Source organism: Bacillus kalamii (assembly GCF_047238185.1).
In the GTDB taxonomy this organism is placed as follows: domain Bacteria; phylum Bacillota; class Bacilli; order Bacillales; family DSM-1321; genus Bacillus_AD.
On sequence record NZ_JBDFMI010000006.1, the window covers coordinates 1,071,898 to 1,094,641 of the forward strand.

Genomic DNA, 22,744 nt, shown 5'->3' on the forward strand with positions numbered 1-22,744 from the left:
TTCCTCTTCTTCTATACTTTAGACATTCCAAGGGGAAAGGATTTGAAATCCTATTATGAACGAAAAACAGAAGCAGACGCAATTAAGGAAGCAGGTGCTTCCGTATGAACATTCCGAAACTATGCGAAGTGTGAGGCAACTATTCAATACATTCATTCCGTTCATCTTTTTGTGGATTTTAGCATATAAGAGTTTGAGTATCTCCTATGCATTGACTTTTATGATTGCGTTGGTGGCTGCCGGTTTTTTAACCCGGATATTCATAATCTTTCATGATTGCTGCCATAACTCCTTTTTTAAGAATAGGAAGGCCAATCGGATTCTGGGTACTGTCACAGGCATCATTACGTTGTTTCCCTTTAAGAAATGGCAGCATAGCCATAATGTCCACCATGCAGGAAGCGGCAACCTGGATAAAAGGGGAATAGGGGATATATGGATGATGACGGTCGATGAATATATGAATGCCGGAAGCTGGGCCAAATTACAATACCGCTTATATCGCAATCCTCTCATTATGTTCGGGCTGGGACCGATTTATGCCTTTTTAATACAGAATCGTTTCAACCGAAAAGGGGCGAAAGCAAAAGAAAAGCTGAATACGTATTTGACGAATGGTGCTATTGCTGCAATTGTAGGGATACTATGCTATACGCTGGGCTGGCAATCGTTCCTGATGGTTCAAGGGACCATTTTCTATATAGCCGGTGTAATGGGCATTTGGCTGTTTTATGTACAGCATACATTTGAAGACTCCTACTTTGAAGAAAGCGAAGATTGGGAGTATGTGAAGGCGGCCGTGGAAGGAAGCTCCTATTATAAGCTTCCGAAGCCTTTACAATGGCTGACAGGGAATATAGGTTACCATCATGTCCACCACCTCAGCCCGCGTGTCCCCAATTATAAACTTGAGGATGTCCATAATCATACAAAACCTTTGCAGCATGTTCCTACAATTACACTTGCTACATCACTCCAATCGTTGCGGTACCGATTATGGGATGAAGAGGAAAAAAAGTTCGTTACATTTCAAGCAGTCCATAAAAAAGCCGTCCGAAAGAAAAAAACGCATGTAGCTTAACGTGTATGAGAAAGCCTTCCTGCAAAGCATGGCATGGAGGGCTTTCTCTTTTGCATAGGTAATTTGAGAAGAGAAGCTCTGCAAAGAATGATATGATGGACAGGAAGAAATCGGCAACGGTTAATGGGTTGCATTACGGAAAAAAGGGGGCATAGCATGATCAAAAAGTATATGGCTTTTCAGAAGAATAATGGGATCACCCCTTATATATGGACAATTCTATGTGTTTTGCCATTTTATTTTATCTTTCAATCGACATCCACTGCCCATATCATCATAGGAGTGATTATTACTCTCCTATTTTTTGTTTTTTATCGAATTGCTCTTGTTTCCCAGGGATGGATTGTTTATATATGGACCTTCATCCTAATCGGGATCTCCATTACAACAGCAAGTTTATTCAGCTATATATACTTTGCCTTTTTCCTAGCTTATTTTATAGGAAATATAAAAGAGCGCCTTACTTTTTTTATTCTATACGCTGTTCTGTTGTTATCCACAGCAGTATCCATCAATGTAAGCATTATTCAACAGGATGAATTCTTTATGAAGCAGCTGCCGTTTGTCATTATCGTTTCTATATCGGTCATCCTATTGCCATTCGATATCCATAATCGGAAGGAGAGAGGACAGCTGGTGGAGAAATTGGAGGATGCCAATAAACGCATTTCAGAATTGATTAAGCTGGAGGAAAGGGAAAGGATTGCCCGTGATCTCCATGATACGCTAGGCCAAAAGCTCTCGCTGATCGGTTTGAAAAGTGATTTGGCCAGAAGGTTGATAGTCAGTCATCCGGTTCAGGCGCAAAATGAGTTGAAAGATGTACAGCAAACCGCCCGGACAGCATTGAATGAGGTGCGGAAGATGGTGGCGTCCATGCGCGGCATCCGGTTAAAGGATGAATTGGTCCGAGTGAAACAGTTATTGGATGCAGCGGAAATAACCATTGAAGAAATATCCGGATTCAAGCATATTAAAATATCGCCTTTAAAAGAAAATATTCTAAGCATGTGCTTAAAAGAAGCCGTAACGAATATAGTCAAGCATAGTGAAGCGGATTCCTGCAAATTAGAAATTAAGCAGGATTGGAAGGATACAAAATTAATGATTTATGATAATGGCCATTTCAAAAAGAAAGAGGAAGAGGAAATGAAAGGGCACGGTTTATTGGGGATTAAGGAAAGGCTGGAATTTGTCAATGGCTCTATCCAGTTGGATACAGAACAAGGAACAACATTAATTATTACGATTCCGAATGATGTGAAAATGGTGGAAAAGGAGGAGATGAGATGATTTCTATCGTAATTGCGGAGGACCAGCAAATGCTATTGGGCGCATTTGGATCACTGCTTAGCTTGGAGGATGATATGGAAGTGGTCGGCAAAGCATCCAACGGGGAAGAAGCCTTGCATTTGGTTCAATGTTTGAATCCTGATATCTGTATAATGGATATCGAAATGCCAGGAAAAAGTGGTTTGGATGCGGCTGAGGAGCTTAAGGGCTCAAGGTGTAAAGTAATCATTTTGACCACGTTTGCAAGAAGGGGCTATTTCCAGAGAGCCTTGAAGGCAGGAGTCAATGGATACCTATTGAAGGACAGCCCAAGCGAAGAGTTGGCCAGTTCCATCAGGCAGATCGTGATGGGCAGGAAAATCTATGCGCCTGAACTTATGGATGACTTTTATAATGAAGAAAACCCATTGACCGATCGGGAAAAAGCAGTGCTTGAGCTCGTATCTCATGGCAAGAATACAAAAGAAATTGCCGATCAGCTCAGTATTAAAGCAGGAACCGTACGTAACTATATTTCAACTATTTTTGATAAGCTCGGGGTAAAGAACCGGATAGAGGCAATCACTCAATCAAAGGAAAAGGGATGGTTCAAATAGTTACTGGTTCCAAGCCATCCAAAATCGGGTATGATATATAGGAACTTACGTATAAATCGATTAGCATACTAGCATACAACCTGTAAAAGAGGGACAGATAATGGATAAAAAAATTGGATTCATAGGATGCGGCAGCATGGGCAAAGCAATGTTGGGCGCATTATTAAACAGCAACCAAATTGAGAAGGAACAATTAATCGTTTCAGTAAAGAGCGAGGAATCGAAATCACACATTGAAGAGGAATTCTCCGTACGGGTGACACTCGATAACATGCAAGTTGTGGAAGAAGCGGCCATCCTCTTTTTGGCGGTTACGCCTAATTATTATGAAGAAGTGATCAGTGAAATTTCCTCAAGCGTTACAGAGAATCATATAATCGTATCAATTGCTGCAGGAATCACTATTGAGTCAATGGAAAAATGGTTCAGCAAGAAAGTGAAGCTAGTAAAGACGATGCCGAATACACCTGTTCTTGCTTATGAAGGAATGAGTGCCATTTGCCCAAATCAGTATATCACGGAGGGAGAGTTGGGAGAAATTTGCTCCCTTTATCGGATGTTTGGGCAATATGAAGTGCTGGAGGAAGACTTATTTCCAGCTTTTATCGCAATTGCCGGTTCTTCACCCGCTTACTTTTTTATGATGATGGAAGCTATGGCGGATGCAGCCGTCAAGCTTGGGCTGCCACGGAAAAAAGCATATCGGATGGCTGAACAAAGCATGCTTGGTGCGGCTAAACTGGCCCTTCAAACGGGAGAGCATCCTGCTTCCTTGAAGGATGAAGTCTGTTCACCCGGAGGAGCCACTATTGAAGCAGTGGCGGAGCTTGAACGTCTTGGATTCCGCCACGGCATCATCAGTGCAATGAATGTATGTGCCAAGAAATCGGAACATATTGAGTAAAATAAAAAATCAGCGGGATCACACCGCTGATTTTTTATTTAAAGATAAGAAGTAGGGGGTAAACGGTCTCTTTTCGCTTTAGTTCTCATCCAGCTGCAAGCGCCACCCCCTCGAGGTCTTAAGCCAATCTCTGTTAAAGGCAAAACGCGGCCTTTAAGCAGAGCGCGTCTTAAGCTTGTCGGAGGTAAACGGTCGCTTTTCGCTTTAGTTTCATCCAGCTGCAGGGACCAGCCACTAGTGAACTTCCCCCTCATCTTCTACGATAAGTCAACATCGAATCGCTGCGCTCTTCGTGTATCCTATATCTCAAGAATGAGGGGTCCAGTTCATACGTGGCTAAACGGTCCCTTCCGCTTTTGTTATGTATGGCAGCCATTTGCTTTGACCCATTTTAAAATGGCCTGAATGATTTCTTCCAGTTCTTCTCCGCGGTCAGTCAGCTCATATTCTACTTTTCTTGGTGCTGAGGCGTATACTCTTTTTATGACCAATCCTTCTTTTTCCAGATCGCGCAGCCGTTCTGTTAGTAGCCGGTCGGAAATACCTGGTATTTCAGCCTGCAGTTCATGGAATCGCTTGGCTCCGCTTAAAAGATGGTAAATAATTATGCCTGTCCATCTCTTGCCGATGAATTCGATTGTACTATGGAAACTATCGCAAATTGTGATGTTCGGTTTCAGTGTATTTGATTGGTTTATTTCATGATTTTCCATTTAAATATCCCCAGTGATTATGATTACTCATTTTAGCATACAATGAATTGACAAACAAACTTACTAATAGTAAGCTTGTTTTTGTACTTACTTTTAGTAAGCTTAACCGATTGCAATAAATATGAGGAGGACGATTATGCCATCATTTAACCAAGATTTATCTACAGTTATCCGGGAAAGAAAATCCGTACGGAAATTCGACCCTTCCTATAAAATACCGAAAGAGGAAATTAAGGATATATTGAGGGAAGCAACAGAAGCGCCTTCGTCCAGCAATCTACAGCCGTGGAGATTCATGATTATTCAGGATGAGCAAGAAAAAATGAAAATCAAAGAATACTCCTTTAACCATCATCAGCTCGAAACATCATCTGCTGTCATTGCGGTTATTGGGGATACAGAGATGTACCGTAACATTGATGAAATTTATCAAAGCAATTTCAAGGCGGGCAATATTGATGAAGTAAATATGGAGCGTCAAATCAATAATGCAAAAGCTTTGTATCCAAAAGCTCCGTATGAAATCAGAGCGAATATTGCTTCATTTGATGCAGGATTGATTTCTATGCAGCTGATGCTGCTTGCTAAAGCGAAGGGGTATGATACGGTTTGTATGGGTGGATTCGATAAGAAGAAATTCGCGGAAGCCTTTGAATTATCAGATCGATATTTGCCGATTGTATTGATTGCCATCGGTAAAGCGGCTGCGCCCGCCTATGGTTCTACACGTTTGCCAATAGAGGATATTGCGACATTTATCTAATCGATCTCTTTTTTATCAAGAACAATAAAAAAAGCAATGCGGCTGAAAAAAACGCATTGCTCTTTTTGATGAAAGCGACAGTTGAAGTTTTTCAAGCTCGCCATAAGCTAGTCGGGTCTAAACAGACGGCTGCAGCTTTTCTTTTTGTCCAGCTCCAGCCGTCAGCCCCTCGAGGTCTTAAGTCAAGCCACTGTCAAAGGCGAAGAGCAGCCTTTGTCCAGTGCCTCGCCATAAGCTAGTCGGGCCTAAACAGACGGCTGCAGCTTTTCTTTTTGTCCAGCTCCAGCCGTCAGCCCCTCGAGGTCTTAAGTCAAGCCACTGTCAAAGGCGAAGAGCAGCCTTTGTCCAGTGCCTCGCCATAAGCTAGTCGGGCCTAAACAGACGGCTGCAGCTTTTCTTTTTGTCCAGCTCCAGCCGTCAGCCCCTCGAGGTCTTAAGTCAAGCCACTGTCAAAGGCGAAGAGCAGCCTTTGTCAGTGCCTCGCCATAAGCTAGTCGGGCCTAAACAGACGGCTGCAGCTCTTCTTGTAGCATGGTGCCTGTTTGGGCGTAGCGTATGTGCATGTCGAATGCTTTGGCCAGGTTATGGGGAGTTTGTCCTCCACTGGTTAAGGCGTCGTTATAGTAATCCCATAATTGCTGTCTATACATAGGATGGGCGCAGTTTTCGATGATTAGTCCCACTCGCTCCCTTGGCGCCAGTCCCCGGATGTCGGCGTAACCTTGTTCGGTTACGATAATGTCTACATCATGTTCCGTATGGTCGATATGGGAGGAGAATGGGACAATAGAGGAAATGTCGCCGCCTTTGGCAATCGATTTGGTAACGAAAATGGCAAGTCTGGCATTGCGTGCGAAATCCCCCGATCCGCCAATGCCGTTCATCATTTTTGTTCCGCAAATATGGGTGGAATTCACATTTCCATAAAGATCTATTTCAAGTGCTGTATTGATCGAAATTAAACCCATTCGTCTTATGAGCTCCGGCGAGTTTGAAATTTCCTGTGGCCGAAGAATTAATTTATCGCGGTATTGATCGAATGAGGAATAGACCTCTTTCATTTTTCCTTCTGATAGAGTAATTGAACAGCCTGATGCAAAGGAAACCTTGCCTGCATCCATTAAATCAAAGACAGCATCCTGGAGTACTTCCGAGAATACCTCCAAATCTTTGAATTCTGAATTCAGCATTCCGTGAAGAACTGCATTGGCGATTGTGCCGATCCCTGATTGAAGGGGAGCCAACTTTTCTGTCATCCGCCCGGCGTTTACTTCTTTTCTCAGGAAATCAAGCAGATGATTGGCCATTATTTGAGTTTCTTCATCAGGAGGTATAACGGTTGAAGCTGAATCCGGCCATTCCGTAAACACAATTCCTTTGATTTTTGCAGGGTCTACAGGAATACCCACTGACCCGATCCGATCGGATACAGTCTGCAATGGAATGGCCTCCCGGTGTCCGTATTCGCCGGGAACATATATGTCGTGAAGCCCTTCTAATTCTTCGGTGTGGGACAAATTGATTTCTAAAATGATGTTGTCGGCATATTGGGCGAAAATGGCGTTGTTGCCAACAGATGTTGTCGGTATGACCATTCCGTCCTCTGTAACTGAAACCGCTTCCAAAATTGCGTAATCGATTCGGTCGGATAGTGTGTTCTGCCGTATCATTTCTGTCAGTTGAGATAAATGGATGTCAACAAAATGCATATCCCCTTTATTAATGCTTTTGCGCATCGCTGGATCTGCCTGGAAAGGCACCCGTTTATTGATGATCCCTGCTTCAGCGAACAATTTATCGACATCTGCCCCTAAAGATGCCCCCGTAAAAATATTCACCTTAAATTGTTCTTTTTCTGCGCGCTTTACAAGTGCATGCGGTATCGCTTTTGCATCCCCAGCTCTTGTAAAGCCGCTTAACCCCAGTGTCATTCCATCTTTAATCCATGATGCCGCTTCTTCAGATGTAATAATACGATTGAGCAATCGTTTATCCCTAATACGATCTGTGTGGTTTTTCATCAGACATCCCTCTTTAGTATGAATATACTGATTATTTTAACCTGTTATATTACACTACAGTGAAAAATACGGTATTTTTGTTGATAATAGGGTTAAAGCAGATGGGAATGCAACTCAACCAGCATTTTTTAAAATGATAACAGCCTCCTAAAATAACTGGAATAGGATTGGCTGACCGGAACTTTTGCGCCATTGTGCATCGATAGGATAAAAGTCGAATGCGAGTCAGGATAGATTTCTTTAATTTGATGTACATTCACTATGAATGAGCGATGGCAGCGGATAAAGGTATCCATGGGTAATGAGTATTCAAATTGCTGCAAGGAATCCTTGTGGGTACCGTTGCATGAATCGGAATATATATAGGTGCGCCGGTTTTTTGCTTCCAAATAGACTACTTTGCTGAATGAGATAGGTGTCCAGCCATCATTCGATTTAACGGTAATGACCGATTTACCCTGCGAAGTCGACGGATAGATAGCCGTGATGCATCCCTGAAGCATGCCGTCATTATAAAAGGGAATTGCCTGGCCGCTATAAGGAGTGCCCAGGACATCACGGCTGATATAATCGGATATTTTTTTTTCGCTAGTTAATGCCTGATGGGTGATTGTTCCTTCTTTAACAAGATCGCCTGCTTTAAGCTTAAGGTCAATCCGTTTGCTAGGGCGGTAATATACATAACGTTCAGTGTCTGAAATGGCAATGGAAATTTCATGTGAGAACAGCTCGCTGATTACGTCTAGAAAAGTATCGATTACTAGTGGTTCCATCATTCATTCCTCCGGTTGTCTTCTGGTCTACATTCTTAAGTGTAAGGTGTTTTGCCGGAAATTTCTAATATGGTGTTCGAAAAAAAGGAGAGGCTGCATCTGCAGCCTCTCCTTTTCAAAAGATACATATGATTCTTAAGTGGTGTGGCGCTTTGCGCTTTTGGTTACATCCAGCTGCAAGCGCCATCCCCTCGAGGTCTTAAACCAAGCCACTGTCAAAGGCGAAGAGCAGCCTTTGTCAGTGCCCCGTCTTAAGCTTGTCGGGGATAAGCAGGCGCTTTGCGCTTTTGGTTACATCCAGCTGCAAGCGCCATCCCCTCGAGGTCTTAAGCCAAGTCACTGTCAAAGGCGAAGAGCAGCCTTTGTCAGTGCCCCGTCTTAAGCTTGTCGGGGATAAGCAGGCGCTTTCTGCTTTTGGTTACATCCAGCTGCAAGCGCCATCCCCTCGAGGTCTTAAACCAAGCCACTGTCAATGGCGAAGAGCAGCCTTTGTCAGTGCCCCGTCTTAAGCTTGTCGGGGATAAACGGGCGCTTTCTGCTTTTGATTTCATTGGATGAATGTATACGGTTCTCCTACGCCATTCTTTGCCATGCTTGGCATTTCGCCAAGATAGAGGTTTTTTCCTGTTTTTTCGCTGAAGACGGCAAGGTATAATGGCGGCTCTCCAGTCTGGGTATCCTCGTATCCTTGGTAAAGGACATATACTTTTTGATCTTTTACCGTAAGATTATTGACGCTTATATAACTGAATGTCTTTGGCAGAGTAATAGCTAGTTCTTTTGCCCCGGTCAGTCCAGCGGTTTTAGCATCGATTATATAAAGCTTCCCTTTATTTATTTGCGCATAAAGTGTGCCTTTGTTCAAGTAAAGGTTGTTATCCAGTTGGTCAGCCTTTAATTGGGCAGGAAGATTTTTATAGATCAATTTCTTTTGCTTCATGTTGAGTTCAACCAATTTCGCTACCTTATCCGTATGAGCAATCAGATAAGCACCTTGCTGATCAGAAACTATTCTCCCTAACATAATATACTCGTCGGTTGCTTGGCCGATGTTGATTTCCTCATCCAGCACTTTTTTAAGAGTTAGAGTTTGCTGATTAATTTCATAGGCTTTGACGAATGATTGACTTTGATTATTGATCATAAGAATATAGTATAATTGTCCATCGATTTCGGTGAATTTTTCGGCTGCCACTTGATCGTTCGATTGGATGCCAGGAAGAATACTATCATTTTTAGATACTTTTTTCGATGAATGATCTTCTTTGGCTAGTGAAACGATTGGATCCTTTGATTTATAAGAAAATCTTTGGTCGAAATAAAGTGTGAATAAGCCTTTTTTTGTTTCAACAGATATCGCTTGTGCACTTTTTCGGTAAAGCGATTTATGTTGCAGTATTTGTTCATTTGCGCCCATTTTTTGGTCATATTCTGTTTTTGTAAATTCAGGTTTTCCGGCAGATAGCTGGACTTTTTCAAATTTGTCTGTGTCTACCTTGATTGTGTTTTCTATCTTGATTGGTGCGATGCTTAAGCGGTCGCCGGATATATCTTTAATGGGAAAAGAACGATTGACCGGCGCAGGGCTGACGGATGAGACAGTGATTAATATCACAAGCGAAACAACACTTATGAAAGTGACGGTCAGTATACGAGTATATTTCATCATAATCCTCCTATATGGATACTTTCTTTTTTAATAGGTAGAAGCCGGCCAGGAAGCTGCCAACAAGAAAAACGAGTGTAAATGCCCAGTTCAACTGGATGCTTTCGGTTGTATAAAGATACAGTGAATTCATATAGAAGAATAAGACTATGCTTGCCACTATGAATACAAGGCCTCCTATCAGTCCCCATATCCGCTTGCTTCGATCCCATAGTACGAACACCGACAGCATACAGAACATCATGATAAGGAAGGATGCCTTATAGAGCAGTGTACCTATGCTTACAGGCAATAAGAAGGTAATGATTTCTGAATGAATCAATGTTGTCTTGATCAGTTGGCCATCAATGGCTTCTGCAGGGAGAATGGTTTTCATGACTAATGTTCCAATGTAGAGATTGAGCAGGACAATTCCATAGAACGTAAAAAAGACAAAGAGAAAAACTAATAGTTTAGAAAAATAGATGCGCAGCCGGCTGCCTTTAATGCTTAACAATAAATAAATGCGTTTTGTCGCACCGAACCATTCTTTGTACCATAAATAGAAACCGGAAAGAATCAGAATTAAAGCGATGAGAACCATAAACAGGATGGGAAGGGGATTTTCATCCAGAATGGTCGACATGGAAAACGGAGTCAGCCCGCTGACGTATTCACTCATCGATTTGCCGCTCTCGGCTGCATCTTTGACCAGGTTAGAGTGGATATTATTTATGATTTTAAAGAAAAATGTTTGGAAGCCGACGGTGGCAATTACAAAGATTCCAATTAGGAAGGGAATAATCTTCCGTAAATCTGTTTCAACCAATGTTAAGAATTTCATTATGATTTATCTCCTTATCCTCGATATATTTTCCGCATTTTTTCCACAATGGTGAAGCCTTCCCGATCGGCCTCTTCCTTGGAAAAGCTGCATAATACTTTTCCTTCTTCCAATAGGAATACATGGTCTGCAATACTTTCGATTTCGTCAATTTCATGTGTGGTGATAATGATGGTCTGGCCTTCAATCATAAAATCGGACTTGAGGGATGCGATAAATTCCTCCCGTGAAAAAATATCGATGCCGCTAAACGGTTCATCCATCAGAACATAAGGGGCGTTCTGGCTTAACCCGATTACAATGGTAAAACGCGCCAGATTTCCCTTGGATAATTCCTTCAGGCGGCGTTCCTTCGGCAATTTGAAGAATTCAACCATTCTCCATGCTTTGTCCATGTCGAATGAATCGTAATAAATATTGGCCATTTTTAAGTTTTCTTCGACGGTCCAATTCAGGTCATGTGTGGGAACATCCGCTAGAAAAGCAATCGAATCGATATTTTTTTCATTGACCGGTTTTCCTTCCAGAAGAATTTGGCCCTTCGTAATAGGGACAAGCCGCATGATCGATTTCATGGTTGTGCTTTTGCCCACGCCGTTCAGGCCTAAAAGACAGCTGATTTTCCCTTTTTCGAAAGTCAGGCTTACATCGTCCAATATTGTTTTTTTGCCGTATTTTTTGGTGACATTACGCAATTCAATCATATATAGTGAACCTCCATCCAATTAGTAAGAAGTACTTGCTTCATCTGTTACCAGTATGAAAGGAAAATCTTAATATCTATGGAGAACAATTCTTAAGTTTGTCTTAAGATGGCCAAGATTTACATGGATGAAAATGGATGGTTGGGGGGGTATGAATCATTTGCATGCTTAGTGTTACACTGAAGGGAACACTAAAGAATACAGCAAGGGAAGGAGCAAGTATGGGAAAAGGACAAACATGCAAGTGCGGGAATCCATTGACCTTCACTGACAGCGTACCGGTTTGGGTATACTGTGAGGAGCCTTCTTGCGATTATGTGGTCATGTATGGAGATTGGCAAATAGACAGGATTTATAAAACATATAGCGAGAATAAATTTTGGAAATCGGGACCGAAAAAAGGATGGTACAGAGGGAGCCCTGTTTCCATCCATATAACGGATATAAAGAAAAATTTCAGGTGGGGCAGGTAGAGGTTTAAAAAATTCTTTTCGATGAATATCGAAGAAAAAAACCCGGAAATCAATTCCAGGTTTTTTCTCTATTACATAAAATCAATCTGATTCGTCTTGTCCAAATGAACCTCTGTTTGTTTAGGTTTCGTTTGGGCAATGATGTGTCCATTGCGGAACGAATAAAGGACTTCAGCCTGTAGCCGAAGGGCATGGTAGCCATCCTTTGCATTCAATACGATAAAGTTGGCCGGATTGTTTTCTTCAATGCCGTATTGCTTTAATTCAAGAGCCTTCGCACTGTTTTCCGTGATGAAGCGAAGCGAGTTCTTAATGTCGCTGTAGCCCATCAGCTGTGAAGCGTGCAAGCCCATATGCAGCACCTGCAGCATATTTCCGTTTCCGATCGGATACCATGGGTCCATGATGTCATCGTGGCCGAAGCAGACATTCAGGCCGTTCTGGTCGAGCTCTTTTACGCGGGTCAAGCCGCGGCGTTTCGGATATGTGTCAAAGCGGCCTTGTAGATGGATGTTGACAAGCGGGTTGGCTACAAAATTCATTTGCGCAAGTCCTAGGACGCGCATTAATTTATAGGTGTAGGCATCATTGTATGATCCCATGGCAGTCGTATGGCTGGCTGTAACGCGGCCTTGGTAGCCGTTATGGATTGTCTCGCGTGCGACTACCTCCAAATGCCTTGATTGTTCATCGTCGATTTCATCGCAGTGGATGTCGATCGATTTATCATACTTCATGGCGATTTTGAATAAATCCTTGATGGATTGAACACCGTCATCTCTTGTGAATTCGAAATGGGGAATGCCTCCGACGACATCTGCACCCATTTTCATTGCTTCTTCAAGCAACTCAAGTCCGTTCGGGTAAGAGATCAATCCTTCCTGGGGAAATGCTACAATCTGGACGTCTACAAAATCCTTCATTTCCTCTTTCACTTCAAGCATTGCTTCAAGTGCAACCAAAGATGGGTCAGTTGTATCGACATGTGTGCGGACATGCCCGATGCCGCCTGCTATTTGCCATGACAGTGCCTTTTTGGCACGGTCTTTCACGTCTTGCTTCGTCAATGATTCCTTCCGCTCAGACCAGCATTGGATGCCCTCGAATAGTGTGCCGCTTTCGTTCCATCTCGGCTGCCCGGCTGTTAATGTTGTATCCAGGTGGATGTGCGGCTCAACAAAGGGAGCACATACAAGATTTCCTTGTAAATCCAATGTTTCAGCATTTTCGGCTGTCAGTGTGCCGGCCTCTTTTATTTGTGAAAAACGGCCATCCTTAATGAGAAGATCCCATAGCCCCTCACGACCAAAAATGGAGGCATTAGCCAACTTTTTCAAGTTCATAGATTTCTTCCTCCTTTTTTGTAGATACTGCATTTGTTTTCATTACTTTTACAGCGGCGAAGTAGGCGATCCCTGTTACCAGTAATGTATTGACAGGCGCGATGCCTGGAAGGGTTAGCCCGGCGATTACGCCCGCTGCCCAAGCGATGACTGCAGGAATATGAAGATTTTTGATCTCCGCTTTTTCGTATTCGACGTACTTGCGTTTTTTGATAAAGAAGAAATCAACGATGATAATCGCTCCTACAGCCGGCAAAGTCGATCCAAGGAATGTCAGCCAGCTGACGAAATTGTTATACAACCAAGTTGCAAGCAATGTACCGATAGCTCCATTAATCATAACCATGACGACTTTCGGTTTTTTGAACATAGTTGCAAAGCCTAAACCTGAAGCATATAAGGCATTATCATTCGTCGTCCATATATTCAGTCCAAGCACAAGGATGGCAGGAAGCATTAAACCCTGTGAAAACATAACGTCAGATATATCATTGTGGCCGGTTGCGATTGTACCGATAGCCCCAAATAGGAACATTAATGTGTTTCCAAGGAAAAACGCGATAACAGTTGTAATAACCGCATGTTTGCCTGACTTGGCAAAACGTGCGAAGTCAGGAGTCAGTGTACCTCCGCTGATGAAAGAACCTACTGTGATTGTCAGGGCAGCAGCCAGTGTTAAAGAAGAACCAGGGGCATAGGCCATTAAAGCATCGATTCCCCCCATATCCTGAACAGCTGTTGTAGCGCTCATGCTTCCAAGTACGGCGATTGCTGGCACAGCAACCATACTTAGTATTGTCAAAGCTTTCATTCCGAAATAAGCAGTTACTGTCATTAAAATACCGAATACAATGACAAGTGCCAGAGTAGGGATTCCAGTCACTTTATGGACAGGATAAGCGAACATGCCGACACCGACGCCGAACCAGCCGACTTGTGTGGCACACAGCATGAACGAGCTGATATAAGACCCTTTCTTACCAAATGAATATTGCGCAAGCAGATGAGTGGATAATCCTGTTTTTGCTGCAATATAGCTTAAAGATCCAGTGAACGCACCGAGAATGACATTACCAATCAAAATAACGCCGATCAGATGAGTGAAGGTCATTCCTTCTCCTAAAGAACCGCCAGCCCACATACTTGCCGAGAAAAAGGTAAAACCTAGCATAACGGCCAGCATCTTGATGAAGCTGTTTCTTTGCCCTTTCGGAACTGGTGAAAATGAGTAATCTTTATCTTGTAGTTGCATCATTATTTCCTCCCAAGTTTTTAAGCTTGGTGAGCTTCTCGGCATATGTTTTATTGCCTCTGGCATACAAAAAACCACTTATCATCATTGACAAGTGGTGTAATCTTTGAAAGTCAGTGCAATCGTACGGACATATGCACATTCCAAACAGAATATCGCCCACCTTGTCAGCCTCACAGGACTGTACTTAAAGGTTATTTTTAAAACTAAAATTATCCTAACAAAATATTATTGGAAATCCAATGGTAATTGATTACAAGTTAACCATATGTCCATAGTAGATTGGATGATAGCGGTTCAAGATACCGATCCATATTCCATGTTATAATGAAGTCAATCTATTAAACGTGAACGTTGGAAGGCTATCTATAGAACAGATGAAATTTCTGAAGGAAACAGGGGGCTAGGCCCTCTAGTGGAATGTAGCATGGACGAAGGAAGGCTAACCGGATGACAATTGCCCCCGGGATCAGGTGCAACCATCTCCTCTTGCCGCTTGGTTAAGAATAGTCAGTCTTTAAGCGTAACTGTTTCATTTACCTTGCATAAGAAATATAATACGAGAAGTGTGTCTGTTAAATGTTCGATTAAACATGCAGAAGCGGTTTTACTGGCTGAACCAGTGAGATTTCCGCTGCAAGCAAAAGCGGAAGGATAGAGGAAGTAGTCCACTTTATTTAATAGATAATGAATGGAAACAAGATACAGGAGGCAGAAGAAAGAATGAATTTGGATGCAATGGATGAATATACATTAGAATCGATGCTTAGTTCTCTTAATATGGAGCAACTAAAAACTATCCGTCGCAATCTCGCGTTGAAAAACATGAGTTCGTTAAGGAAAAAAGAGTTGGTCGTGGCACTAGCGGAGAATATTCCGTTGACAGTTGTAGAAAGGGCCCAATATTTGGATGTCGATCAATATTCAGCGATCCTTCAAATGATGACCAAGAACGGAATGATTGAAATCAGCCAGTTGGCTTTGGAAGACGTCTTTTATTTAAGCAGCTTGGGATATGTGCATCCTGTTACAAAGGATGGGCAGCAGATGATTGTCATGCCGAAAGAAGTGACAGAGCAGTTCTACAAGCTAAATCCTGCTGTATTGAAGGAAAAGGTAAATGCAAACCAGAAAATCACTAATTTGTTGTTTGCCATCGCCCGCAATTACGGAATGGTTGAAGCGGATGTAATGAAGGAGATGATTCGCCGCTGCTCCGGCCTTGATTTGGAAGATACATGGCTGGTAGCTTATGTCGACCACCTTTCTGATTATTACAATGCGTTTGAAAGAAAAGATGAGTATTTCGTTAGCGATCAAGTCAGCGATCCCGACCGTTTATGGAGCCAGCTTCAGCAGAGAGAAGAATTGCCTTACCATGAGCTGACACAGGATGATATGTTTAAGATGAATCGCCATGAAATGATTGAGCATACTCCTCAAGTACAAGAATTGCAGAATTTCATCCGAAACAGTTACGAGTTGGAGCCTGGCTTGATTGAAGAGTTAATCCAGGAGGCTTTGATAAAAATCCAAAATGATGAACCTCTCAGCGATGTAGTCGGTTTCTTTGCGCAATATATGGATTTCCCATCCAGCGATGATGTCCAAACCTTTGCGGCATACCTGATCAATGTCATGAACCATACACGTTTATGGGTATTGAAGGGGCATGCGCCTGTTGAACTGGCGCCAGCGAAGCAAGGCACAGCACCGCAGGCTAAGAGCGACAAAGTGGGGCGCAATGAACCATGCCCATGCGGAAGCGGTAAAAAATATAAAAAATGCTGTGGAAAATAAGTCCATGGCGTGATGAAAAGGATAGAACATGCATGAAAGATGAATGCCTGTTCTATCCTTTTTTTATGATGAAATCTTAATTGGCGTAAGAATTATTTATTCGTGCTTTTAGAAAACAATGACTCAAAAAAGTGTTTTCGGAATAGTGAAAGTGTATATTTACGAACTATATGTTTTATGTTTATGTAAAATATTCGTATTTTGTATTGACTATATAATTGTTATGTTTATATAATGATTTCTGTGGCACACATCTGAGAGTGAGAGAACATCAAAGGAGATTGGATATGAAAAAGTTATTAGCAGTATGCATGGCCGCTATGCTATTGATCGTGGCTGGTTGTTCTTCAAACGAGGACAACGCAAAGGGCGCTGAAAAAAAATCATCAGCACCTAAAAAGGAGCAAGTACAACCAATCGGTATTATCGGAGCGATGGATTCTGAAGTGAAAACGTTGAAATCCCAGCTTTCAAATACAAAAGTGGTGAAAAAAGCCGGCTTGGAATTTTTCCGCGGTAGCCTGAATGGCAAAGAAGTGGTTATTGTTCAATCTGGCGTTGGAAAAGTAAACGCAGCTCTTTGTACTCAAATCCTAGTGGATGAATTTAACGTTGGAACACTAATCAATACAGGTGTTGCCGGCGGATTGTACGATAAGTTAAAAGTTGGGGATGTAGTCGTATCCAGCCGTGCAGTAGAGCATGATATGGATATTACGGCATTCGGCCACAAGAAGGGGTATATCTCTGACATGTCTGAGAATGGAGAACCTACTTACTTCTCAACAGATAAGGCATTGGCTGAAAAAACCCAAAAGATTGCAAATGAAGTCTTGAAAGAGAATCAGGCATATATCGGTACAATTGCTTCAGGAGATATATTTGTCAGCGACCAAGCTTTAAAGCAATCTTTGATTACAAACTTTGATGCATATGCTGCTGAAATGGAAGGTGCTGCAATTGCCCACGTTGCGAGCGTGAATAAATTGCCAGTCATCATTATCCGCAGCATTTCCGATTTGGCGAATGGCGAAGCGGAAATGACCTATGACGAGTTTGAGGTAAAAGCTGCCGAGAATTCAGCAAAGATTGTCAATCGATTATTGAAAGACATGTAATAGAAAGAAAACGATTTTTTGGTACATCACCTGGGTGATGTACCTTTTTTTGTTTAGCTTTATTTGATTTTATGATATCCATGTTCCTCGAAGGGCTGAAGTTTGTCGATCCATTTTTCTTCTATTAATTCCAGTGCCTTTTTTTCATTCATATCGGGGTTCTTCTCTTTGTTCAATGTTTCTAGTATGTCAAACTCAAACGCTTCGTTCCCATATTCATTCCATTCTTCCTGAAGGGCCTTGTTTGTGAAAGTTCCATTTTCAAGCATAAATTTAACGCCATTTAATGTCTTAAAGTTTCGAGTGCGGCCGATGAATACTTTGTCGTTCACTTTGTTGGTGATACGGTAGATCCCCGCTTCGATTTTTGTTTCTTTATAAAGTTGCTTCAATTCTTTTTTTCGGTCCATTTTTCTTCACCTTTCCCCTTAAGCTCTGTTTTGATATTTGTATGAAGGATAATCATAACTGGTGTTTATTTAAAATAAACAAATTATAAATATGTTTGCTTTATAACAAACATATTAATTTAAAGTTTGACATATGTCAAATAATTTATAATGATTAGCACTCATGGCCCTTACTGATTATCTGCAAGTGATTATTTCCAGGTTTTAGTGTATGATTACTGATAATAAAGGAGGGGGCGATTTGGCGAAATTATACATAATGCGCCATGGTGAAACAGAATGGAATGTAGAAAAAAGAATGCAAGGTTGGCTCGATTCACCATTAACGTTAAGAGGCAGAAGCAATGTCGAAAAATTGAAAGAGAGATTGGCGCATATTCCATTTGAAGCTATCTATTGTTCCCCAAGCAAGCGTACTATGGAAACAGCTTCGATTTTGAAGGGGGACAGACGAATAAAGTTCGTTGAAATGGAAGGATTGAGAGAAATCCATATGGGGAATTGGGAAGGGTGTAAGCAGGAGGAAATCAGCAAGAATGATCCCGATTTATTCGAGCATTTTTGGCATAAGCCGCATCTTTACCACCATCCTTCAGGAGAGACTTTTTTTGAGCTTCAAGAAAGGGCATTGAAATCCATAAGTGAAATAGAGGCAAACCATATGGCCGGCAATGTTTTGATAGTTACACATACGGTAGTCATTAAATCCCTGCTGGCGCACTTTAAAGGAAATTCTCTGGATAAGCTCTGGGATCCTCCATATATATATGATTCGAGTTTAACTCTCATAGATATTGAAAAAGATGGAAAAAAGGTCATTATGGGTGAAGGGGATGTCTCCCATTTGGATTGAAAAGAAAAACAGCAATGCCGCTGACATAGGGACATTGCTGTTTATAGGCCATCGTTATTCTTCATCTTCCACATAAGGTTCTTCTTCATATTCTTTTAAGTCGCCAAAAGTTGTCATAATGCCTTCTTCATCCAAAGCATCTTCATACTTTTCAAGTTCGCTCGTTGGATAGATTGTTATATTTCTGCCGGTAATATCATTTCCGATGCTGTTTTCAATATCTTCGACATAGCCAATATGCTCATCGGAATTGATATACATTTGATCGTAATGTTCTTTAGGGTCGAAAAAATCAGAAGGGGTATCTGAGTTGCCCCATTTTGCCACAGACTGCCAAGAATCTTCAGCATCGAATTCCACAGTTTCTTCGGTATCCCGTTTGCCGAAAGGTGGAAGGACTTCTTCTTCGATAGGCCGGTTTGTTGATACTTCCTGCGATAGGCTGTGTTCTTTGCAGGTAAGCGTGTAAGGAAGGATTTCTAGCCTATCGTACGAAATAGAGGCACCGCAGATACTGCATTTTCCATAGGTACCATCATCCATTGCCTGAAGAGCCTTATCGATTTTTTCTATTTCAGTCTCCGTATGTTCGTTAAGGGCGATATCCTTTTCGCGTTCAAATAATTCAGTGGCATTATCAGCCGGATGATTATCGTATGTTGAAATATCTCCCACAGAATCGTATAAGTTCTCTCTTAATCCAAAATGGTCGTTGGCTTCTAAAGTTTGCTCCAAAGAATGTTTTTGTTTATGCAATTGTTCTGCAAGTGATTGCAGCTGTAGAGGAGAAAGCATGACATACAGTCCTTTCAATGGTTGTTACTGTACCTAGTTTCATACACAATGGGCAATTTTATGTATGCAAAAAGAATCAAAGACCATACATAGAAAAAAAGCAAGCGCCTTAGACGCCTGCTTTACTTGTTTTTCAGCAACCCCATTTGTTGTGCGACTATTTCATATGAATGCAGCCGAGCCTGATGATCAAAAATAGTGCTAGTTATAATCATTTCATCAGCTTCGGTTTCGTCCATAAAGGTTTGAATCTGCTGTTTAATAGAGGCCGGGCTGCCGACGATTGATGAACCGATTCTTTGCTGCAAGGCTTCTTTTTCGAGTGGGCTCCAAATAGAATCCATGTGATCGACCGGCGGCTCCAATGGCCCAGGTTGATTGCGAAGAAGCTTCAGGAATTGCTGCTGCATGGAAGTGGCCAGATAGGATGCTTGTTCATCTGTATCCGCAGCCACCACATTCATTCCAACCATGGCGTATGGTCTATCCAATACATCAGAAGGTTTGAAGCTTCGGCGGTACAAATCCAGTGCCGGTATCGTATTTTCAGGAGCAAAATGGCTTGCGAACGAAAAAGGCAACCCTAATTGCCCAGCCAGTTGAGCACTGAATCCGCTCGAACCGAGCAGCCATACAGGGATATCCAAGCCTTCTCCCGGATAGGCGTGCACGCGCTTCGGTTCCTCCTGCAAGGCCGGGTTGAAATAGCCCCGCAATTCAGCGACTTGTTCAGGAAAATCATGTCCGTCGCTGCGGCTGCCGCGCCGAAGAGCAAAAGCAGTCAACTGATCTGTTCCCGGAGCTCGGCCGAGACCTAAATCGATCCGCCCAGGAAAAAGGGCTTCCAATGTCCCGAACTGTTCAGCGATAACAAGGGGGGCATGATTGGGCAGCATAATTCCGCCTGAACCGACCCGGATGGTAGTTGTTCCAGCTGCAACATGCCCAATAAGGACAGATGTAGCGGATGAAGCTATGCCGGGCATATTATGATGTTCGGCTAGCCAATACCGGTTATATCCCCAGGCTTCGGCATGTTGTGCCAAATCAAGTGTGTTTTGTAGAGATTGAGTGGCGTTGCCGCCTTTATTGATAGGCGATAAATCCAATATGGAATATTTTTTTTCTGAGTTATGGTCCAATCAACTCACTTCTTTCTATATAAAATATCTTCTTATTGTCAATTTAAGGAGGATTCCTATCCCTCCATTCTAACAAGGATAGAGAAGGATATACACTTATACGCTTATCGACGTGCTTCTGCATCTTTTGATGTTAGCTCTTTCCATTGACCTTAATAATGGATATCCATAAAATGAAGAGGACAATTATGTATGGACAATATAGATTAAATTTGAACGTTATTCGATCTCTGTATCGGATATATAGATGCCGTTCCTTTAAATGAAATGGAAAGAGAGGCGGTCTGATGAAAAAGAAAATCTTATTTATCTGCGGATGGATCAGTTTTATTCTTGGGTTGATTGGCATACCGATGCCTATTTTGCCTACCACTCCTTTTTTTCTGTTGGCAGCTTGGCTGTTTGCCCAGAGTTCTGAAAAATGGGATGCCTGGTTAAAGTCCACCAAGGTATATAAAAGGTATGTTGTGGCCTTTAAGGAGCAAGGCGGCGTTTCAATCTCTGTAAAAATTGAAATGCTTGCTTTTACGTATGGGTTAATGCTAATCAGCTGGCTGTTTGTGTCACATCCATATATACGTTTGATGCTTATAGGGATTGCACTGATGGAATTAATTGTGGTCATTAGGCTGCCAGGTGTTCCGAGGGAGAAAAGAGCGAAGGAAGAGAATATACAGGAATAATAAGAAGCGGGTCCTCAACGAACAGGGACCCGCTTCTTATTATTAGATAATTCCTTGAGCCATCATCGCATCGGCTACTTTAAGAAAACCGGCAATATTGGCGCCTACAACCAAGTTGCCGGAGCAGCCGTATTCATCTGCAGCCTTAATGCTGTTCTTATAGATATTTTTCATGATTTGATGCAGCTTTTCATCTACTTCCTCAAATGACCATGGCATTCTCATGCTGTTTTGGGCCATTTCAAGAGCAGAGACGGCAACACCGCCTGCATTAGCCGCTTTGGCAGGACCAAATAGCACGCTGTTATTGAGGAATATGTTGACTGCTTCCAAAGTGGAAGGCATATTGGCTCCTTCTCCAATCGCTTTTACGCCATTTGCCACTAGTAGTTTAGCCGATTTTTCATCGATTTCATTTTGTGTGGCGCATGGAAGGGCGATGTCGCATGGAATGGACCAGATGTGGGAGCAATCTTCATTGTAAATAGCATCCGGATGGATATTGACGTATTCCTGGATTCTCTCTCTGTTCACTTCTTTGATTTGTTTGATTGTGTCGAGATGGATTCCCTTAGGATCGTAAATATAGCCGTCGGAATCGCTGCAGGCAACGACTTTAGCGCCTAATTGAGTCGCTTTTTCGATGGCATAAATAGAGACATTCCCGGAGCCGGATATGACGACATTACTGCCATTGAAGCTTAAACCTTTGTCTTTAAGCATTTCTTCGACAAAATAGACAGTGCCGTAGCCTGTCGCTTCGGTTCTCGTTAAGCTGCCGCCGTAGCCGAGGCCTTTTCCGGTCAGTACACCTGCTTCGTAACCGCCTCTTATTCGCTTGTATTGCCCAAACATATAGCCGATTTCACGGGCGCCTACGCCAATATCTCCGGCAGGCACATCTGTGTCCGGACCGATATATTTGCATAGTTCTGTCATGAAGCTTTGGCAGAACCGCATTACCTCTGCATCTGATTTACCTTTAGGATCAAAGTCGGAGCCGCCTTTTCCTCCTCCTATAGGCTGGCCTGTTAGAGAATTTTTGAAGATTTGTTCAAATCCAAGGAATTTAATAATGCTTGCGTTAACGGAAGGGTGGAAGCGGATGCCGCCTTTATAAGGGCCTATATTGCTGTTGAATTGGACTCGAAAACCTCGGTTGACTTGTACTTTTCCTTCGTCATCTACCCATGGAACACGGAAGGAAATGAGGCGTTCGGGTTCTGATATGCGTTCAAGGATGTTGTTTTCCATGTATTGAGGGTGTTTGGCGAATACCGGCACTAGAGAATCGAAGATTTCTTTGACTGCTTGATGAAATTCTTCTTCATTAGGGTTACGCTTTTTAACTGCTTCAAAGACTTCGTTTACATAACTTTGGGCATGCTGCGTTGAATCCTGTTGAACTTCCTGTTGAGTGATTGTCATAATTCTTTTATTCTCCCTTTTAACTAGTTTAGCAACCAGTAGATTTGAGGTGTATAATATAATTTTACAAGACTCTATTGAATCTTGAAAATAATAAGATGATACTTATT

At 42.2% G+C, this 22,744-nt stretch carries 22 protein-coding genes; 10 read left to right on the forward strand and 12 right to left on the reverse strand.

The window, feature by feature from the left end; all coding sequences use genetic code 11:
• Positions 1–55 precede the first annotated feature (55 nt).
• From desA to proC, 4 genes are all read left to right on the forward strand, one after another.
• Complete coding sequence (desA, locus tag ABC357_RS23095) at positions 56–1,081, forward strand: Delta(5) desaturase DesA (protein ID WP_412889850.1); 1,026 nt, start codon at positions 56–58, stop codon at positions 1,079–1,081.
• A gap of 156 nt (positions 1,082–1,237) precedes the next feature.
• On the forward strand, positions 1,238–2,374 hold the full coding sequence (locus ABC357_RS23100; RefSeq protein WP_412889851.1) for a sensor histidine kinase: 1,137 nt from the start codon (positions 1,238–1,240) through the stop codon (positions 2,372–2,374).
• The gene (locus ABC357_RS23105; protein ID WP_412889852.1) at positions 2,371–2,970 is read left to right on the forward strand and encodes a response regulator; all 600 of its coding nucleotides are present in this window, start codon (positions 2,371–2,373) and stop codon (positions 2,968–2,970) included. Before ABC357_RS23100 ends, ABC357_RS23105 begins: the two co-directional genes overlap by 4 nt.
• Positions 2,971–3,070: 100 nt before the next feature.
• Entirely contained in the window at positions 3,071–3,874 is an 804-nt protein-coding gene (gene proC / locus ABC357_RS23110; RefSeq protein ID WP_412889853.1) for a pyrroline-5-carboxylate reductase, read from the forward strand.
• A gap of 359 nt (positions 3,875–4,233) precedes the next feature.
• On the opposite strand, the gene ABC357_RS23115 is transcribed toward proC, so the two are convergent.
• The gene (locus ABC357_RS23115) at positions 4,234–4,587 is read right to left on the reverse strand and encodes a winged helix-turn-helix transcriptional regulator (protein WP_412889854.1); all 354 of its coding nucleotides are present in this window, start codon (positions 4,585–4,587) and stop codon (positions 4,234–4,236) included.
• 136 nt (positions 4,588–4,723) lie between these two features.
• Here ABC357_RS23115 and ABC357_RS23120 point away from each other — a divergent pair, with 136 nt between their 5' ends.
• Positions 4,724–5,350 carry a nitroreductase family protein gene (locus ABC357_RS23120; RefSeq protein WP_412889855.1) on the forward strand — a complete coding sequence of 209 codons (627 nt, stop codon included), beginning with the start codon at positions 4,724–4,726 and terminating at the stop codon, positions 5,348–5,350.
• A 500-nt stretch (positions 5,351–5,850) separates the two neighbouring features.
• Here the strand turns inward: ABC357_RS23120 and scpC are convergent, their stop codons facing one another.
• From scpC to ABC357_RS23145, 5 genes are all read right to left on the reverse strand, one after another.
• Complete coding sequence (gene scpC, locus ABC357_RS23125; protein WP_412889856.1) at positions 5,851–7,371, reverse strand: succinyl-CoA:acetate CoA-transferase ScpC; 1,521 nt, start codon at positions 7,369–7,371, stop codon at positions 5,851–5,853.
• 128 nt (positions 7,372–7,499) lie between these two features.
• Positions 7,500–8,144 (reverse strand): LytTR family DNA-binding domain-containing protein, encoded by a 645-nt coding sequence (locus ABC357_RS23130; RefSeq protein WP_412890108.1) that lies wholly within the window; start codon positions 8,142–8,144, stop codon positions 7,500–7,502.
• Positions 8,145–8,691: 547 nt separating this feature from the next.
• On the reverse strand, positions 8,692–9,810 hold the full coding sequence (locus tag ABC357_RS23135) for a hypothetical protein (protein ID WP_412889857.1): 1,119 nt from the start codon (positions 9,808–9,810) through the stop codon (positions 8,692–8,694).
• A 10-nt stretch (positions 9,811–9,820) separates the two neighbouring features.
• On the reverse strand, positions 9,821–10,633 hold the full coding sequence (locus ABC357_RS23140; protein WP_412889858.1) for a hypothetical protein: 813 nt from the start codon (positions 10,631–10,633) through the stop codon (positions 9,821–9,823).
• Positions 10,634–10,647: 14 nt separating this feature from the next.
• On the reverse strand, positions 10,648–11,337 hold the full coding sequence (locus ABC357_RS23145) for an ABC transporter ATP-binding protein (RefSeq protein ID WP_412889859.1): 690 nt from the start codon (positions 11,335–11,337) through the stop codon (positions 10,648–10,650).
• A gap of 221 nt (positions 11,338–11,558) precedes the next feature.
• On the opposite strand from ABC357_RS23145, the gene ABC357_RS23150 reads away from it, so the two are divergent.
• Entirely contained in the window at positions 11,559–11,810 is a 252-nt protein-coding gene (locus ABC357_RS23150) for a hypothetical protein (RefSeq protein ID WP_412889860.1), read from the forward strand.
• A gap of 71 nt (positions 11,811–11,881) precedes the next feature.
• Here ABC357_RS23150 and codA read toward each other — a convergent pair whose 3' ends face one another.
• A complete protein-coding gene (gene codA / locus ABC357_RS23155; RefSeq protein WP_412889861.1) occupies positions 11,882–13,153 on the reverse strand; it encodes a cytosine deaminase in 1,272 nt (423 codons plus the stop codon).
• Positions 13,131–14,405, reverse strand: a complete 1,275-nt coding sequence (codB, locus tag ABC357_RS23160) for a cytosine permease (protein ID WP_412890109.1) — start codon at positions 14,403–14,405, stop codon at positions 13,131–13,133. Before codB ends, codA begins: the two co-directional genes overlap by 23 nt.
• Before the next feature lie 723 nt (positions 14,406–15,128).
• Here codB and ABC357_RS23165 point away from each other — a divergent pair.
• Entirely contained in the window at positions 15,129–16,205 is a 1,077-nt protein-coding gene (locus tag ABC357_RS23165; protein ID WP_412889862.1) for an SEC-C metal-binding domain-containing protein, read from the forward strand.
• Between the two features lie 287 nt (positions 16,206–16,492).
• Complete coding sequence (locus ABC357_RS23170) at positions 16,493–17,323, forward strand: 5'-methylthioadenosine/adenosylhomocysteine nucleosidase (RefSeq protein ID WP_412889863.1); 831 nt, start codon at positions 16,493–16,495, stop codon at positions 17,321–17,323.
• 59 nt (positions 17,324–17,382) lie between these two features.
• On the opposite strand, the gene ABC357_RS23175 is transcribed toward ABC357_RS23170, so the two are convergent.
• Positions 17,383–17,733 carry a GIY-YIG nuclease family protein gene (locus tag ABC357_RS23175; RefSeq protein WP_412889864.1) on the reverse strand — a complete coding sequence of 117 codons (351 nt, stop codon included), beginning with the start codon at positions 17,731–17,733 and terminating at the stop codon, positions 17,383–17,385.
• 241 nt (positions 17,734–17,974) lie between these two features.
• On the opposite strand from ABC357_RS23175, the gene ABC357_RS23180 reads away from it, so the two are divergent.
• A complete protein-coding gene (locus tag ABC357_RS23180; RefSeq protein WP_412889865.1) occupies positions 17,975–18,586 on the forward strand; it encodes a histidine phosphatase family protein in 612 nt (203 codons plus the stop codon).
• Between the two features lie 54 nt (positions 18,587–18,640).
• Here ABC357_RS23180 and ABC357_RS23185 read toward each other — a convergent pair whose 3' ends face one another.
• Positions 18,641–19,381, reverse strand: a complete 741-nt coding sequence (locus ABC357_RS23185; protein WP_412889866.1) for a TraR/DksA C4-type zinc finger protein — start codon at positions 19,379–19,381, stop codon at positions 18,641–18,643.
• A 122-nt stretch (positions 19,382–19,503) separates the two neighbouring features.
• Positions 19,504–20,523 carry an LLM class flavin-dependent oxidoreductase gene (locus tag ABC357_RS23190; protein ID WP_412889867.1) on the reverse strand — a complete coding sequence of 340 codons (1,020 nt, stop codon included), beginning with the start codon at positions 20,521–20,523 and terminating at the stop codon, positions 19,504–19,506.
• A gap of 287 nt (positions 20,524–20,810) precedes the next feature.
• Between ABC357_RS23190 and ABC357_RS23195 the strand changes: the two genes are divergently transcribed.
• Complete coding sequence (locus ABC357_RS23195; RefSeq protein ID WP_412889868.1) at positions 20,811–21,206, forward strand: YbaN family protein; 396 nt, start codon at positions 20,811–20,813, stop codon at positions 21,204–21,206.
• Between the two features lie 42 nt (positions 21,207–21,248).
• On the opposite strand, the gene gdhA is transcribed toward ABC357_RS23195, so the two are convergent.
• Positions 21,249–22,634: an NADP-specific glutamate dehydrogenase gene (gene gdhA / locus ABC357_RS23200; RefSeq protein ID WP_412889869.1), complete on the reverse strand. Its 1,386-nt coding sequence runs from the start codon at positions 22,632–22,634 to the stop codon at positions 21,249–21,251.
• Positions 22,635–22,744: the final 110 nt, after the last annotated feature.